The organism is Streptomyces sp. NPDC017095, from assembly GCF_044332325.1.
Lineage (GTDB): Bacteria > Actinomycetota > Actinomycetes > Streptomycetales > Streptomycetaceae > Streptomyces.
In genome coordinates, this window is the sequence record NZ_JBIROU010000015.1 from 26,450 (window position 1) to 41,072 (window position 14,623).

General features: G+C 76.8%; 6 protein-coding genes. 1 reads left to right on the plus strand and 5 read right to left on the minus strand.

Going from position 1 to position 14,623, the window contains the following annotated elements:
* Positions 1-125: 125 nt before the first annotated feature.
* A complete protein-coding gene (locus ACH4OA_RS26730) occupies positions 126-1,757 on the minus strand; it encodes a phosphodiester glycosidase family protein (RefSeq protein WP_397971473.1) in 1,632 nt (543 codons plus the stop codon).
* Positions 1,758-2,141: 384 nt separating this feature from the next.
* Between ACH4OA_RS26730 and ACH4OA_RS26735 the strand changes: the two genes are divergently transcribed.
* Positions 2,142-2,567, plus strand: a complete 426-nt coding sequence (locus tag ACH4OA_RS26735; protein WP_397946902.1) for a glutaredoxin domain-containing protein — start codon at positions 2,142-2,144, stop codon at positions 2,565-2,567.
* Between the two features lie 62 nt (positions 2,568-2,629).
* Here the strand turns inward: ACH4OA_RS26735 and ACH4OA_RS26740 are convergent, their stop codons facing one another.
* From ACH4OA_RS26740 to ACH4OA_RS26755, 4 genes are all read right to left on the minus strand, one after another.
* Complete coding sequence (locus tag ACH4OA_RS26740) at positions 2,630-3,184, minus strand: DoxX family membrane protein (protein ID WP_397971476.1); 555 nt, start codon at positions 3,182-3,184, stop codon at positions 2,630-2,632.
* A gap of 210 nt (positions 3,185-3,394) precedes the next feature.
* A complete protein-coding gene (locus ACH4OA_RS26745; RefSeq protein WP_397971479.1) occupies positions 3,395-6,871 on the minus strand; it encodes a hypothetical protein in 3,477 nt (1,158 codons plus the stop codon).
* 16 nt (positions 6,872-6,887) lie between these two features.
* On the minus strand, positions 6,888-13,112 hold the full coding sequence (locus ACH4OA_RS26750) for an SDR family NAD(P)-dependent oxidoreductase (protein WP_397971482.1): 6,225 nt from the start codon (positions 13,110-13,112) through the stop codon (positions 6,888-6,890).
* A 36-nt stretch (positions 13,113-13,148) separates the two neighbouring features.
* Entirely contained in the window at positions 13,149-14,615 is a 1,467-nt protein-coding gene (locus ACH4OA_RS26755; RefSeq protein ID WP_397971671.1) for a PfaD family polyunsaturated fatty acid/polyketide biosynthesis protein, read from the minus strand.
* Positions 14,616-14,623 lie beyond the last annotated feature (8 nt).

The following is a 14,623-nucleotide window of genomic DNA, read 5'->3' on the forward strand; positions in this document are numbered from 1 at the left end:
TCGTCCCGTCCGGAGGGCGTCCGGGGTCGCGTGGCCTCCGGACGACGTGCGGCGGGTGGTGCGTGTGGTGCCTGGTGCGGCTGGCCGAAAGGGCGCGGTCGGCTTCTCCGCCGAGCCGTGCCCCGTCAGTCCCGCGCCGGCAGGACCTGGACGGTGTCTCCGACCGGGCGCTCGCCGGCGGCGTCGGACGGGTGGTTGACCAGCGTGCCGTCGACGGCCATCGCGGTGGAGCCGCCGCCGTCGAGGTTCAGCGCGTCCACCGCGCCGAGCGACTGCATGAACCGGGCGGCCTCGTAGAGGGTGAACCCCTCGCTGCCGTTCTTCAGCCGGCCGTCCACCGTCGCGAGGATCAGCCGGCCGCGCTGGTCGACGCCCGCCATGGTGCGCGGCTGACGGACGTTGGCCCACGCGTAGCCGAAGGAGGTGTACTCGGGGTCGACCACGCCCTCGGCGGCGGCGTCGATGTCGATACGGCCGTCCTTCACCAGCGTGGGCGCCGCGCTGACGAGGGAGTCGTCGCCGTCGAGCCGGACCCGCCGGCCGTCGGTCGTGCGGACGACCTCGCCGACCGTGACGCGGCTGTACGGCCTGGCGTGCGCCGTCAGCCAGTCGGCCGCCCGGCCGATGCCCTGGAGCACGCGCCCGTCCTCGGGGACGCGGCCGCCGCGCGCGCCGACGGAGACGACACGGCCGGACGCGTCCAGCACGGCCTGCACGCCGGGACCGGTCGGCAGCCCGGCCCGGAAGGCGGGCGTGAACTCGACCAGGTCGTCGGCGAGCCGGCAGGTCACGTCCTGCCAGGGCAGCTCGCTGGGCGTGCTGCCGGGACGACCGCAGTCCCGGACCGTGCCGGGCACCCGGTTGATGCCCTGGACCTGGTAAGCAGCCTTGCCGGCGCGGGCGGTGACGGTGCTCGTCAGGTCCGCGACCCGGACCCGGCGCCCGCCGTCCTCCATGAGCAGCGCGGAGCGCGAGCCGGCCGCCATCGACTCCAGCTCGCCCTCGTAGGCGCCGATCCCGGACATGGTGCCCGGCACGCCGTCGCCCGTCGCCAGCACGAAGAAGCCGCCGTTGACCGCGACCAGCGAGTCCAGTTTGCGGGCCACCGCCGAAGTGGCCTCGCGCTGTGCCACGTTGCCGTCGTGCGTGGCCTGCACCGTTCCGTCGAAGGTGTCCGGGTCGATCACCGCCACATGGACGTTCTCCAGATCGGCCGGCTCCTGGATGTCGTACCCGGTCCAGGACAGGGTCGTGCGGAACCCGGCCGCGGTGACCGCCGACGCGGCCGTGCGCGCCTCCTGCTGGGTGGTGAAACGGCCGACACGGACCCGGTAACCCATCACTCCGTGCGGGGTGTCGGCGTACCGGGGCCACTGCACGCTCTCCACGCGGGGCCGCAGACCGGCGTCGGCCAGCTCGCGCGCCGTGCCGGCGGCCCAGGCACGGGTGGAGACCTCGGCCCAGGTCACGGGCGCGTCGGGGTCGTTGGTGGACCACCGGGAACTGGTCGGCGCCTGTACGGTGACCGTCCACGCGTGGTCGGCGCCGGGATGGCGCAGGACACCGGCGCGGACCGTGACGCCGGGGGCGAGGATCCGTGTCGTCCACTGCTCGGCCGGCTCGCTGCGCCGGGAGTCCGCCTCCGCGGCGCCGGCCAGGAAGGCCGGGGCCGCCAGGGCGGCCACGACGGCCGTCGCGAGTCTCGCACGGGCCCGTGCGGGGCGCCGCGCCGCGCCCCGGGTGCGGAGATGACGCATCACATGCACCTCACGAAGGATTCGGGAGCGGCCGGCCGGCACTCTGCCAACCGTCCGGACCGCACCTTGGCAACGGTGGCCCACTGCACCAGCCGGAGGTGACGGCCGTCGCCTCGCGAACCAACGTACTGACGACAGACGTGTGAACTGGAGTACAGAACCGGCACGTCGGTGAGCCGGCCCGCCGGTCGCCCGGCGTCTTCCGCGCCGCCGGAGACGCCGACGTTCACCTGCCGCCGGAACGTGACACGGCGTGCCCGGCCGCCCGCGATCGGTCCCCACCCGCGAGGGCGGCCCCGGAAGGCGAGGGCGCACCCGGAAAGCGGGGGCGGAGTGCCCGCAGGCGGTGCTCCGGCGCCGTCGGGCCGCGTAGTGTGCGCTGTCATGACGCGCGCCTGGCTCCTGCCCCTGCTGTTCCTGGGCTGCGGCTCACTCGTCGCCCTCGCGCCGGCCGCCGGCGGGTCCGCCTGGCCGGCCGTCGCGCTGCCGCCGGTGTTCGCGGTGGTCGCGGTCCTGCACTCGCCGCTGGCGTTCCCCCGGCCGGTCGGCGCGGCGGAGGCCCGGCGCCGTAGCGCGGCCGACGGCCGGCCGGTGGTCTACTGGCGGCCGGGGTGCGCGTACTGCCTGCGCCTGCGGTTCCGGCTGGGCCGCGACGCCCGCCGGCTGCACTGGGTCGACATCTGGCGTGACCCGGCCGGCGCCGCGGTGGTGCGCGCGGTCAACGACGGCGACGAGACCGTGCCGACCGTGGTGGTGGCGGGCCGGCCGTACGTCAACCCCGATCCGCGCTGGGTGCGCGCCCTGCTGTGAGCCTCCGCGTGCGCCCGCTCACAGGCTCAGGGTGACCGCGTCACAGACTCAGGGTGACCGCGTCACAGGCTCAGGGTGATCGCGGCGGCGACGCCGCCCAGCCCCAGGGCGACGGCCGCCTCGGGCCAGCCGCCGGCACCCCAGGGGAAGAACCGGTCGAGGGCCAGCCGACCGGGGCCGAGCGCGGCCACGGCCAGGGCGACGACGGCGATGCTCACGTTGTACTCGACGCCGCCTTTGGTCTCCCACAGGCCGTGGGCCCCGGTCACCGTGACCATCGCGTTGATCATGACTCCGATCAGCGCGGCGGCGGCGAGCGGGGTGAGCAGTCCGACGGCCAGGCCGAGGCCGCCGAGGAGTTCGGAGAGGCAGCCGATCACGGCGAACAGCTTTCCCGGGTGATAGCCGAGGGCGGCGAACCCCTTGCCGGTGGCCGTCAGTCCCGGCCCGCCGAACAGGCCGAACAGCTTCTGGGCGCCGTGCCCGGCCATGAGCAGTCCGAAGGTCAGTCTGAGGAGCAGCAGTCCCCAGTCGCCGGCGGTCAGCCCGTCTGTGAGGCCCCGCCGTGCCGCCGGCCGTGCGGCGGGCGGACGCGGGTCCGTGGTGCGCTTGGTCATCTGAGTACTCCGGTACGGACGCCATCCGGATGCTCCGGTACGGACGCCGGACCGGGTGGCCGGTGCCGGACCGGCACCGGTCCACCGGCCGGCGGGTTCGGGACCCATGCCTGGGCCGCGGTGCGCGTGCCGCCCCTGCCCATGCTTCCGCAACCGCGGTGCCCGCGCACGCCCACCGCGCGGAACCGGCGCCTCCGGCCGGCCGGTGGCTCAGGCCGTGCCGCCCGGGGGCGCCAGGGTGCCCACCGCGACCGAGGTGCCCTCGGGCCGTACCCACACCTTGACGGCTTCCCGGGGGCGGCCCGCCGCCCAGGCCCGGGTCAGGTCGGGGGCCGTCTCGATGCGCGAGGGGTGGGTGCGCAGCAGACGGGCCGCGTGATCGCGTACGGCGATCCGCGCCAGCCGCTCCGGCAGGCCGGTCACCGGCCCGGTGAGCCCGTACAGGTCGCCGACCAGGCCGGGGTACCAGTCGGCGCGGCTCAGGTCGGCCGCGGTCAGGTGGGTCACGCCGTCCCGGCTGGTCCGGCTCACCCCGAGCCCCGCGGCGTAGGCGCGGTCGCGCAGGAACGCCATCCGCGCCGGGTGGCCGGCGCGCCCGAGGAAGCCCGCCGGCACCAGGGCGACGGTGAGCCGGAGGTCGGCCACCAGCGTCCGCCGCCGGTAGAGCTGCACGGTGACCCGGACGAAACTGCCGGCGGGCAGGTCGTCGCTGTCGGCGAGCCGGGCCGCGACGCGCAGCGGGGCGGGACCGGGCAGCGGCTCGTACAGGTCCAGGGCGTCCAGCCGGTAGGGGTAGGCGAGGACGGCGCGCGGCAGGTTCTCGTCCCAGGTCCACAGGGCGTGGTGGGGGATCACGTGGAGCGCCGCGTCGAGCAGTCCGGAGTGGTGGGGTGCCGGGGGCACGGAGCCGCGCCTGGGGTCGAGCACGCCGTCGGCGCCCCGGGCACCGGTGCGCATGCCGCGCAGGTAGTGGAAGGCGGCCCCGTGGAACAGGGCGGGCGTCGTTCCGTCGTAGGGCAGGCGGTCGACGGGACGGGCTCCGGTGAGCGGGGGCAGCGGTGCGGGCCGGTCCGGGCCGGACGGCAGTGCGGTGCCGGTCGCCACGAGGGTGGGCTCGGCGGTGTCGTCGCCGGTGGGGAGGGTCAGGAGGTCGATCCGGGTGCCGTGCCGCTCGCGGCGGGTTTCGGTGACGTACCGCACCGGGGTGTCGGCCACGATCCACCGGCGGACGGTCAGGTCGCGGATGCGTCCGGGCCGCCGGCCGGTGACGCGTTCCGCGGTCTCGGCGACGATGCGGACCACGTGCATCAGCGGCACGCTCGGGGTGGTCAGGGCCGGGCGGTGGTCCGCGAGCCAGGTGTCGCGGGCCGGGTCGAGGACCCCGCCCGTGAGGTGGGCGCCGAGGGCGCCGCCCGGGCGTGGCGGGCGGGGGCTGATCCGCAGGGCCAGGCCGTCCACCCGCAGGACGAGGGTGTCGTCCGCCCACAGCACGCCCCGGGCCTCCAGATAGCGGCCCCGCAGGTCCTCCCCCTCGGCGGTGATCTCCACCTCGGCGGTGATCAGGCGGCTGCCCGGCGAGATCCGGCCCGGGGACGTCCAGGTCAGCGGGGTGCCCGCGGCGGCGGGTGCGCAGCGCGCGGCCCGCAGCCCGGCGGCCAGGTCCCGCTCGACGGCGTAGGCCCGCAGCAACTGGTACATGGCCTCGATGCCGAGGGGCCCCGGGGGCACCGGGTCCTGCGCGGGGCGGGCCGGGCGGAACCAGACGCCGGCCCGGATCTCGGCCTCCCCGCGGATCCGGCCGGGCCCGGTGTCGTCCGGCGGCCGGTAGCCGGTGAGGCGGTCGAGCAGCAGGCCGGGGACGGGCAGCCGCAGCGGCCCGGTGAAGAACCGTTGCGGCCGGGAGGCGAGGTCCACCGTGCGGGTGCGCGGTGCGTCCCGGTGGCGGCGCTCCGCCCGCGACGGTGACAGTCCGGCCGGCCCGTCGGCGGCGGCCGGCGGGAGGCAGCCGAAGGTGCCGGAGAGCGTCAGGAACGGTTCTTCCTCGTCGTCGGCCCGGCACTCGATGTCGTAGCGGAGCAGGAACGTGGTGCCGTCGTCCGCCCAGTCGGTGAGCGTGGCCTTGGCGCGGACGCGGCGCGGCGCCGGGCCCCCGGTGCGCAGCAGGGCCGCCCGCCCGTCGAGGTTGCGCAGCAGCAGGTCCTGCGCGCGGCCGGGGAAGCAGCCGGTGTACCGGGCCAGCCAGCCGCACGGCTGGAGGGCGATCTCCGTCAGCGCCGCCATGGACGGGGACGGGGCGCCGTCGTGCGCGCCGGGGCCGCCCGTGACGTCGTACTCCATCTCGACCCAGCTCCCCTTGCGCGGCTGTGCCTTCGTGGCACCGAGCGCGCGGACGCGGGGCAGGACCGGGAACGGCGGTGCGGGCGCCCGCGCCGGCCGCGCCGGTGGGTCCGGGCGGCCGCAGTCGGGTCCGCCGGTGACCCGGTGCCGTCCCGGGGACCGGACGAGCCTGCCCTGCCGGTCCGGGGCCGGCCCGTCGGCCACGGCGGCGCGCGGGTCGGGGGCGGCGGGTTGCAGCGCGGGGACGGGGTGCCCGCGGTCGCCGAGGAGGCGGTCCCGCACCAGATCGAGGGTCAGTCCCGCCGCGTGGCAGACCCGCACGCCGTCCACCGAGCACAGCACGTCCGCCCGGATCCTCGGCACGGGTCCGGCGCGCACACCGGTGACGAAGACCTCGTAGACGAGTTCCCGGTGGCGTGGGGTGGCCTGGGCGCGGAAGGACACGGACTGCCGCTCGCAGCACGCCGGTTGGAAGCGCCAGCCGTCCCGGTCGGTGGTCACGCCGAGGGCGCTTAGGTGGAAGGCGGCGGCCTGGAGACAGCCCTCCAGCAGCAGGGCCGGGGACAGGTACGGGTCGCCGGGGTCGTCACCCGTGAAGTACCACCGGCCGGGTACGAGGCGCAGCGTGGCCCGGAGGTATCCGCGGCCCAGCGGTCCGCCCCGGGGGTCGAAGTCCGTCACCTCCTGGAAGAGCAGCCCGTGCCTGGTGCTCAGGCGCGGGCCGCGGACGTGGGCGGCGGCGCGCTCCCAGCCCGCGCCGAAGCACTCGGCGAGGCGGCCGTCCGCGTAGGCGCGGACCTGGGCGGGGCTGAAGGAGGACGCCCGGCAGGCGGTGGGCGGGAGCGCGAAGGGTCCGGCCGGGCGGGCCGGGCCGGGCCGCGGTGTCCACAACGTGCCCCGGGCCGTGGCGCGCTCCCGCTCGGTGAACAGGCCGGCCTGTCCGTGGCGGACGCTGAGCCGGAGCTCGCCGTCGACGCGGACATCGGAGCGGAAGGAGAGCAGCGGGACACCCGCGTACTCGGTGCTGTCCTCCAGCCGGGTCTCGCAGCGCAGCGCCTGCCCGGATTCGGGCAGGGGTCCGTGGAAGGTGAGGTCACCGCCGAGCAGGCGGTACGACCGGTCGGCCGGCGTCCGCGGCTGCGCGCCGGTACGGCCGGCCGGCGGCAGCCGCTCGCCCTGGGCGGCCGCCAGCAGGGCACCGGCGCACAGGCGTCCGGCCGGGTCGAGGTACCAGCGGTCACGGGCGGGGTCCGGCGTGCCGCGCGGGGCGGCGGGCGGCGCGCCGCCCGCCCGGCCGGCGCTCCGTGCCACCCGGTCGGCCGGGATCGGCGGCAGGGCTCGTACTGACATCAGATCGGTTTCTCTCTCAGCCTGGGCGTGCCACCAGCCGCACACCGGACAACTCGGCCACGGTCGCGCCCCGGTCGTCGGACAGCCGTACGTCGCACTCCGCCTGCTGGTCCGCCGCCGCGCCCGGGGTGACGACGGCCAGCAGGTTCCGGCCGAGGGCGCCGGGGCGGTACAGGCGCAGCTCGGCGACGCCCATGGGCAGGGTGGCCCGGCCGAGCGCGTGCCGGGCCCACAGGACCGCGAGCTGGAGCGCGCCGTCCAGGGCCGCCGGGTCGGTGGCCCAGGGCCGGCGGGTGTCCCAGCCGAGCGCTTCGAGTCCGTCCAGGACGGCCGTGGCACCGGCGGGGTCGAGGGACCGGACGGCGCGCAGGGCGCGGTAGCGGGGGCCGTGGAAGAGCAGTGCGCCGTCGTAGACGCCGGCCGGTGCCACGGCGGCACCGGCCGGGGCGGGGGGCGGGGCGGCGGGGGCGGGGGCCGGGAGGCGGTCCGAGGCCACGGCCCGGTAGTGCGGGGTTCCGTTCGCCGCCTCCAGCGTCAGCCGCAGTCCGTCCGCGTGCGGGCCGCCGCACACCCGCAGGACGTACGGGTCGCGTCCGGCCGGGTCGAGTACGACGCCCTTCAGCACGGACAGCCCGCGCAGCAGCAGTCCGGCGGACGGGCGGGGCCGCCCGGCGGCGGTCCGGTCCGTGGCCGCAGGCTCGCTGCCGGCCCGCTCGGCGGCGGCGGCCCTGGCAAGGTATTCCACGGCGCAGGCCAGCGGCAGCACCGGGACGCCCCGGACGACGTGGTCCTCGGTGTAGGGGAACCCGCCGCGCGGCACCACCACGTCCGCGAGGCGGCGCGTGCGGCCGGAGTCCGGCGTCCGGGGCGCCGGGGGTGCCGCGGCGCCGGCGTCCGGGACCAGGAGGAGCCGGTCCGCGTCGTCCGCCGGGCCGTCCAGGGCGCAGGCCAGCTCGGCGGTGAACGCGTCGGTCCCGGCGGCCGGGTCGATGAGCGTGACGCCCGCCTCCGCGAAGTGCCTAGAGAGCGACGGGGTGACCATGCCGCCCCGCCACGGGCCCCAGCCGAGTGCCCTGGCCCGCAGTCCGGGCCGGTGCGCGCGGGCGGCGGAGACCAGGTGGTGGAGCGTCTCGTTCGCCATGGTGTAGTCGCACTGGCCGGGGTTCCCGGTATGGGCGACGACGGAGGAGAACACGCACAGCAGGCGGAGCGGATCGTCGGCGAGGGCGTCCAGCAGGACCCGCAGCGTCTCCACCTTGGTGTCGTACACGGCGGCGAACTCCTCGTCCGTCTTGGCCGCGATCGGGCGGTCCGCCAGCACGCCGGCGCCGTGCACGACCCCGGTCACCGGGCCCCATTCGGCCCGGGCCCGGTCGAGCGCGGCGCGCACGGCGGCGTCGTCCCGGCCGTCCACGGTCTCGTAGCGGACCTGGGCGCCCGCCTCCGCCAGCCGGCGCAGCGTGGCGCGCACTTCGCGGGCCGCGAGCACCTGCCGGGAGCGGGCATGCACCGCCGCGAGGGCCGGCGGGTGGCCGGGAGCGGGTCCGTCGTGTGCCAGCAGGGCGCGTTTGACCGCCGCCTCGTCGGCCGCGTCGCGCAGCCAGCCGGGCTCGTCCGCCGGCGGGGTGCGGCCGAGCAGCAGCAGACGGGGGCGCCGGGCCCGCGCCAGTCCGGTCAGGCACGCGGCGGTGATGCCCCGCGCCCCGCCGGTCACCACGACGTGCTCGGGCCGGTGGGCGCCCGGGCCGGCCGGGTGCCGGGTGCCGCGCGTGACGGCCGGAAGAGCGGCCGGGCACCGGGCGAGCCGCACCCGGCTGCCGTCGGCGCGCAGCCCGACGTCCGTCTGGGTGCCGCCGTGCAGCAGTTCGGCGGCGATCGTCCGGGCGATCTCGGCCGCCGGGCGGCCGGCGCGTTCCACGTCGATCGCCTTGACCGTCGCGTACGGCCACTCACGGGCGGCGGTACGGGCGAGGCCGGCGATGCCGCCCAGGTCGGCCCGGTCGCCGCTGGCGCCGCGCAGCCCGAAGTCGCCCCCGGTGTCCTGCACGGTCACGAAGACGCCGCCGTGCGCCGCCGGCCGGGTCGCGACGGTCCGGGCGGTGCGGAACGCGGCGCGGGCCGCCGTCCGGGCCGACGGCGCGGGCCACAGGCCTTCCAGGCTGACCACCGCCCTGGCGTCCGGCGGCAGTTCGCCGGACACCGGGTCGGCCGTCAGTCCACGGCGTCTGAGTTCCGCGGCGAGTTCACGGGCGACGCCTTTGCCGTCGTCCGTGATGAGCACCGGGCCGTCGGTCAGGCCGGGCAGCGCCAGCCCCGGCTCGGGAGCGGGGACGGCGCGCACCACGAGCCGTGCCAGACCGCTGGAGGCCGACGGCACGCAGCCGTCGACCGGGCCCTGTAACGACGGCAGTTGCCCGGCTCCGGTGGCCTGGTCCAGTGTCTCCCTGACCTCGCCGAGCGTGCGCAGCTTCAGCACCTCGCCCGGGTCGAGCGGTGACAGGGAGGGGATCGCCGTGCGGATCGCGGCGAGGATCTGGACCCGTTTGATCGAGTCGATGCCCAGGTCCGTCTCCATGTCCATGTCGTCGGCGAGGACGTCCACGGGATAGCCGGTCAGTTCCGCGACGGTGTTGAGCAGGACGGCGCGGGTGTCGACCGGTGCGGCCGGGGCGGCGGGCGCGCCGGCCGGGTTGGGCGGCTGGGCCGGGGCGGGGATCGGCGGGGTGTCCGCGGTTCCGGGGTACGGCGCCGTGAACGGGGGCGCGGGGGCCATGACTTGAGGCGCGGGCGCCATGACCTGGGGTGCGTGCGCCGTGACCGGGGAGGCGGGGATCTGGGCGGCGGGGGTCATGACCTGGGCCGGGGCGGGAGCGGGAGCCCGGGGCGGCGGGGCCGGGGCGGCCGGGGGTGGACCGGCGGCGGGCGCGGGCTCGGGGTGCCACGGCTGGGACGCGTGGGCCGGGACCGGTCCCCAGGCGTGCGGGGCGTGGACGGGCGGCTGCCACCCCTGGGCGTACGCCCACTGCTGCCACGCGGCGGGCCCGGACGACTGCCAGGTGGCGGGCCCTGACGACTGCCAGGCGGCGGCCCCGGGCGGCTGCCACCCGGCCGCTGCGGGCGGCTGCCATCCGGCGGGGGCGGGCGGCTGGCCCGCCGTGACACCGGGCGGCGTCCACGGGCCGGGGGCGGGAGGCGGGGAGGGCCAGGCGGCCGTGCCGGGCTGCGCCTGCTGGACGGCGTACTGGACGGCCGCTGCCGCCTCCAGCGCCTGGAGGCAGCCGGCGACCGCCTGCTGGAGCGCGGCGGCCGACTCCGTCAGCCGCCGCTGGGCCTCCCTCATCTGGTCGAGCCACGCCATGGGCGGCGCCGGGGTCTGGGCCGCCGGGGCAGGGGTGTTCTGCCCCGGCGGATTGGCCCCCATGATCTGCACGGTCATGCCCTTCTTCTTCCTATCCGGTCGCTGTTCACGGTCGTCGTGGGAGTCGGGGGGTGGCGGGACGTCGCGCCACAGCGGGCCGAAATCGACCGGCACGCCGTGGACGGCGAGGGCTCCCAGTGCCGTCTGGAGGGTGCTGAAGCCGTCCTCGCCGCGCCGGTCGGCACAGACGGCGAGGTGCGGGCGGTCGCCGAGGATCCGGCCGACCAGACCGGTCAGCGCGTCGCCTGCCCCGATCTCCACGAAGGTGCGCACCCCGCGGGCGTACAGGGCGTCGATCTGGTCGGCGAAGCGCACCGGCGCCACCAGGTGTCCGGCCAGCCGGTCCGCGACGGCCTCGGGGTCCGCCGGGTAGACGTCGGCGCGCGCGTGGCCGTACACGTCGAGGCGCGGCGCGGCCAGGCGGGCCCGCGCCAGGAGCGTGCGGAAGCGCGGTACGGCGGGCGCCAGCAGCGGGGTGTGCGGGGCCCCGGGTGCCGTCAGCCGGCGCACGGGGACCCCGGCGGCGCGGAACGCGGTCTCCGCCCGGCCGAGGCCGTCGAGCGCGCCGGCGAGGACGGCCTCGTCGGGCGTGTCGCTGTGGGCGATCCACACCTCGGGCACCCGGTGCCGTTCCAGCAGGGCCCGGGCCCGGGCGGAGCCGCAGCGCACGGCCGTCATGCCACCGGACGCGGCGGTGTCGCGGAGCAGTTCGCCGCGGGCGCGGGCGAGGGACAGCAGCTCGCGCGCGGACAGGACGCCTGCGGTGTGCAGGGCGACGAGTTCGCCGAAGCCGTGTCCGGCCGCGCAGTCGGGCCGTACGCCCGCTTCGGTGAACACCGCGAGCTGGGCGAGGCACTGGGCGGCGAGGGCGGGCTGGGCCCATTCCGGGGCGGTGAGCCGGTCGTGCCGCGCCGCCCGGTCCCGCGCGCCGAACCCGGGCGGCGGGAAGACCACGCGGTGCAGGGGCTCCTCTCCCTCGGGGTGCCAGTCGGCCAGGGAGTCCCAGGTGTCCATCGCGGCGGGGCAGTTGAGCGCCAGGCCGGTGCCCATGCCCGGGTACGGGCTGTCCTGGCCGGTGAAGAGGAACGCCAGCGGGGCGGCCGACGCGGGGGCGCAGGCGTAGCGGGTGCCGTCGGGCAGGTGGAACGGCTCCTGGGGGGCGCGGCACACGCGGTCGGCGGCGGCCAGCAGCCGGCGGCGCAGCTCGTCGCCGTCCGGGGCGGTCACCATGAGACGGTAGGGGTCGTCCGGCCGGAACGTCCGCTGGGACCGGTGCGCGACGGCGTCCGGGGGGCCGGCGTCGGCTGCCGCGGCCCGCAGCCGGTCGGCGACCTCTCCGGCACTGCGGCCAGAGCACAGGACCAGTTCCTCCGCTGCGGTGCGCACCCGTGGCGCCGGGTGGCGGGGGCCGCCTTCGGGCGCGTACTCCTCGACGGTGGCGTGGAAGTCGCTGCCGCCAAAGCCGAAACTGGAGACGGCGGCGCGGCGGGGCGTGCCCGGGGCGCGCACCCAGGGCCGTACCTCGGTGTTGAGGTAGAAGGGGCCGCCGGTCAGGGGCAGGCGCGGGTTGGGGCGGTCGACCTTGATGGTGGGCGGATACGTCCGGTGCCGCAGCGCCAGGACGGCCTTCAGCAGGCCTACGGCTCCGGCGGCCGCCTTGGTGTGCCCGATCTGTGACTTGACGGACCCGAGGGCGCACCATCCGGGGTCCGTGCGGCCACTCTCCTCGAAGACCTGGGTGAGGCCGCCGAGTTCCGCCACGTCGCCGGCGAGGGTCCCGGTGCCGTGGGCCTCGACCAGTTCCACGGTGTCCGGTCCGTAGCCGGCCTGCTCGTAGGCCTGGCGCAGGGCGCGGGCCTGTCCGGAGGAGACCGGTGCGTAGACGGCCGCTCCCCTGCCGTCCGACGAGGAGCCGATCCCGCGGAGCACGGCGTGGATGCGGTCGCCGTCCGCCTCGGCCCGCGCCAGCCGTTTCAGCGCGAACAGCACCAGGCCCTCGCCGAGCAGGGTGCCGTCCGCGGAGGCGGCGAACGGCCGGCAGTCCCCGGTGCGGGACAGCGCGGGCGTCTTGCTGAAACAGACGTACATCGGCGGGTCGTTGAAGGTGTCGACGCCGCCGGTGATCACCATGTCGCAGCGGCCGAGGGCGAGTTCGCCGGCGGCGGCCGACAGTGCCGCGAGGGACGACGCGCAGGCCGCGTCCACGGTGTAGTTGGGGCCGTGCAGGTCGAAGCGGTTGGCGATGCGGCCGGCGACGACATTGCTCAGCAGGCCGGGGAAGGTGGCTTCCTGCCAGGGCGTGAACCGGCTGGAGATCAGGTCGGCGGCGCGCACGGCGGTGTCCTCGTCGATGCCCGCCTCGCGCATGCCGCGCAGCCAGGAGGGCCGGCCGAGGCGCAGGCTCATCTGGTACAGCAGGGGCAGGGCCGTCGTGCCGAGCACCACGCCGGTCCGGTCGCCGGCCAGCCGCGCGGGGTCGCCGTCGGTGATGTCCTCCAGCAGCCGGCGGGCCAGCACCAGGGACAGCAGCTGGGTGGTGTCGGTGGCCTCGATCTGCCGGGGCGGGATGCCGAACGCCAGCGGGTCGAAGTCGACCGGGTCGAGGAAGGCGCCGCGCCGGGCGTAGGTCTTGTCCTGTGCGGTGGGGTCGGGGTCGTAGTAGTCGTCGAGGTGCCAGTGTGTGGGCGGGACGTCCCGCAGCAGGTCACGGCCGGAGACGACGTTGCGCCAGAACGTGTCGGGGCCGGTCGACCCGGGCAGCAGAGCGGACAGTCCGATGATCGCGATGTCGAGGGGTTCAGGCGTCGTGCCTGAGGAGGGCATGAAGGGAGCCTTGCGTGAGGTGCGGACGAGGTCGGCTCAGGCCAGTGGCCTGGGTGTGAAGGAGAAGGCGCGGTGGGGCAAGGGCACGCCGAGGCTGCGCAGTTGGTGCGCCCGGGTCAGAACGGTGGCGCCCTCCAGGAGGTTACGGGCGATCTGCGCGACGGTCCGCCGGGCCGGGTCGGCGAGCCAACTGCCCGCCGTCCACTGGTTGAAGGCGCCGAGCGCGGGGCCGCACCACAGCTGGTAGTCGAGGACGCGTCCGGGATCTCCGGTGACGGCCCAGACCGAGGAGCGGCCGAGGTACCAGCGGAAGACCAGGGCCATCCGGTGCTTGGGATCGGTGGCCGCGCGCCGGAGTTGCGCGGGGTCGCGGTCGTTCCAGAACCGTTCCGCCTCGGTCCAGACCTCGGTCACGCTGGCCCGCAGGATGTCCCGTTCGAGCGCGGTCCGCTCGGCGGCGGGGACGGCCTCCAGGCTGTCGTGGCCACGGTACAGGTCGTACAGCTTCCGCGCGCGGACACCGAACAGGGTGCCCCGGCGCAACACCTGTACCTTGACGCCGAGTTCGAACATGTCGGCGGCGGGTGCCATGATCACGTCCGTGAGGTCCGCCGCGGCGAGCATGCGCTTGGCCTCGGCGGAGATCCCGGCCTCCGCCGCGGTCTGGTTGACCGAGCCGGTGACGACGTAGGCGGCTCCCAGGGCGAAGGCGGCGGCGACCGACTGCGGGGTGCCCAGTCCGCCCGCCGCGCCCACCCGGATCGCCTCCGGGTAGCGGTGCCGCCGCTGGATCCGGTCGCGCAGAGCGAGGATGCGCGGCAGCAGGGTGACCAGCGGCCGGTTGTCGGTGTGGCCGCCGCTGTCGCCTTCGACGGTGATGTCCTGGGCCACGGGCACGCGGGCCGCGAGGTCCGCCTCCTCGCGGCTGAGCCTGCCCCGCTCGACCAGCGCGTTAAGCAGGGCGGGCGGCGCGGGCGACATGAACGCGGCGGCGGTCTCGGGGCGGGAGACCTTGGCGAAGAGGTGGGTACGGCGGACGACGCGTCCGGCCGGGTCGGTGCGCAGTCCGGCGGCGGAGCAGCGCACGACGGCGGGCGTCAGTTCGAGGAAGGCGGAGGCGCTGATCCGGCGGACGTCCCGGGCGAGCAGCAGGTCCGCCGTGCGCTCCTCCCACTCCGGTTCGCGCGGCGTGTGGATGAGGTTGACGCCCCACGCCCGGTCGGGGGTCAGGGCGCCGGCCAGGGCGGTGACCGCGGCCTCGACGCGCGGCAGGGGCAGGCCGGCCGCGCCGAAGAAGCCGAGCATGCCGGCCCGGGCCAGCTCCGTCACCATCCCGGTGGTGGAGATGCCGTGGGCCATCTCCCCGGCGACGTACGGATAGCGCAGTCCGTGGGCGGCGGTGAAACCCTGGTCGCCGAGCCACTCCGGGTACGTTCCCGGCAGTTCGCCGATGACGTCGAGGCCCGCCGCGCGGCCCCGGGCCACGTCCGCCGAGGGCAGCATGCCGCGCC

Bases quoted from the DNA above. Each gene is read 5' to 3' on its own strand.
- ACH4OA_RS26755 (WP_397971671.1), bottom strand. From the start codon at position 14,615: ATGCTGCCCTCGGCGGACGTGGCCCGGGGCCGCGCGGCGGGCCTCGAC.
- ACH4OA_RS26745 (WP_397971479.1), bottom strand. From the start codon at position 6,871: ATGTCAGTACGAGCCCTGCCGCCGATCCCGGCCGACCGGGTGGCACGG.
- ACH4OA_RS26730 (WP_397971473.1), bottom strand. From the start codon at position 1,757: ATGCGTCATCTCCGCACCCGGGGCGCGGCGCGGCGCCCCGCACGGGCC.
- ACH4OA_RS26735 (WP_397946902.1), top strand. From the start codon at position 2,142: ATGACGCGCGCCTGGCTCCTGCCCCTGCTGTTCCTGGGCTGCGGCTCA.
- ACH4OA_RS26740 (WP_397971476.1), bottom strand. From the start codon at position 3,184: ATGACCAAGCGCACCACGGACCCGCGTCCGCCCGCCGCACGGCCGGCG.
- ACH4OA_RS26750 (WP_397971482.1), bottom strand. From the start codon at position 13,112: ATGCCCTCCTCAGGCACGACGCCTGAACCCCTCGACATCGCGATCATC.